This is a genomic window from Devosia sp. (genome assembly GCF_017307565.1).
Lineage (GTDB): Bacteria > Pseudomonadota > Alphaproteobacteria > Rhizobiales > Devosiaceae > Devosia.
On sequence record NZ_JAFKHD010000377.1, the window covers coordinates 1 to 1,358 of the forward strand.

Genomic DNA, 1,358 nt, shown 5'->3' on the forward strand with positions numbered 1-1,358 from the left:
GCTGATGCCTGTGCTTGCCGACGTGCTGAGCGACGAGGGCAGGGGCCGTTGGACGATTGATTGGGTGGCGGGGGAATAGCGCCTACCAGATGCGCCCAGGCCATTTGTTGAGCTGCTTCAAGTCATCGAAAGCGACATCGGCAGAAACTAAGGCAACGTCCTCAACCAGCGCTGTCGCGCCGATAATGCGGTCGAAAGGATCTCGGTGTGTCCAATCAAGTATGGAGGCAGCCAGACTGGCTGCAGCAGATACGTCCAAGACCGTTATGCCTTGGAGTGCGGCAAGATCGACCAGTTCGAAATGATAGGGCGCCATTTCGGGCCATTTTCCCAGCCGAATTTTCTGGCCTATTTCGTAAAAACTGATTGCGCTGATTAGAACCGTTTCAGCCGAATTTATTGCTTCGATAGCTCCAGCTGAAAGCCGGTCGTCTGCCAAAAGAGACCATGCCCAAACATGGGTATCCAGCAAAACGAGGCTCAAACAGTGCCCTCCCAAGCATCCAAGTCTTCGTCGCCCATGCGTTCAAGAAAGTCAGGTACGGTGGAAACCTTGCCCTTTAAGAGGCCAAACTTAAATGGCTTGAGCTTCTGAAGCGGGACGATTTTTACCGAGGTCAGGTCATCTTTGTCGATCACCACTTCTTGCCCGGCGATAGCCGCTTCAATCAGTTCAGACAGTTTTGTTTCAGCGATGTGCAGCGAAACCTTCATGAGACCTCCATCACCTGAAGATAGTGCATCTCTGTGAGTTGTGCCAGCATAGGCTGATCTTGCACCGCCGCGCCGAAGGTTTGCTCATACGCCGGCGAGGGCGTCGCGGTCCTTCTTGGACAGGCGTTCGCTTTCGCTCTTGAGCTGGCCGCAGGCGGCAAAGATGTCGCGGCCGCGCGGGGTGCGGACGGGCGAGGCATAGCCGGCGCGGTTGACGATATCGGCAAAGCGCTCGATGCGGCTCGAAGGCGAGGTGCCGTAGTTGGAACCCGGCCAGGGATTGAATGGGATCAGGTTGATCTTTGCAGGGATGCCTGCGAGCAGGCGCACCAGTTCCTTGGCTTCGGCGTCAGAATCGTTGATGCCGTCGAGCATCACATATTCGAAAGTGATGCGGCGGGCATTGGAGAGGCCGGGATAGTTGCGGCAGGCTTCAAGCAGTTCTTTCAGCGGCCACTTCTTGTTGATCGGCACCAGCACGTCGCGCAGATCATCGCGCACGGCGTGGAGCGAAATCGCCAGCATGACGTCGATCTCGCTGCCGGTCGGGCCGATATAGGGCACGACGCCAGAGGTCGAGAGCGTGATGCGGCGCTTGGAGATCGACATGCCGTCGCCGGCCGAAGCGATGAGCAGGGCCTGCT

At 57.4% G+C, this 1,358-nt stretch carries 2 protein-coding genes and 1 pseudogene; all 3 read right to left on the bottom strand.

Annotated features, from left to right (window positions below; all coding sequences use genetic code 11):
- Positions 1 to 82: 82 nt before the first annotated feature.
- Positions 83 to 484 carry a type II toxin-antitoxin system VapC family toxin gene (locus J0I64_RS15445; RefSeq protein WP_291409827.1) on the bottom strand — a complete coding sequence of 134 codons (402 nt, stop codon included), beginning with the start codon at positions 482 to 484 and terminating at the stop codon, positions 83 to 85.
- Positions 481 to 714 (bottom strand): type II toxin-antitoxin system prevent-host-death family antitoxin, encoded by a 234-nt coding sequence (locus J0I64_RS15450; protein WP_291409829.1) that lies wholly within the window; start codon positions 712 to 714, stop codon positions 481 to 483. Before J0I64_RS15450 ends, J0I64_RS15445 begins: the two co-directional genes overlap by 4 nt.
- A gap of 84 nt (positions 715 to 798) precedes the next feature.
- Positions 799 to 1,358, bottom strand: a pseudogene (locus J0I64_RS15455) (23S rRNA (adenine(2503)-C(2))-methyltransferase RlmN); the annotation flags it as partial.

What these genes read in the sequence shown, in the direction of transcription:
- J0I64_RS15450 (WP_291409829.1), bottom strand. Translation starts at nt 714, where the DNA reads ATGAAGGTTTCGCTGCACATCGCTGAAACAAAACTGTCTGAACTGATT.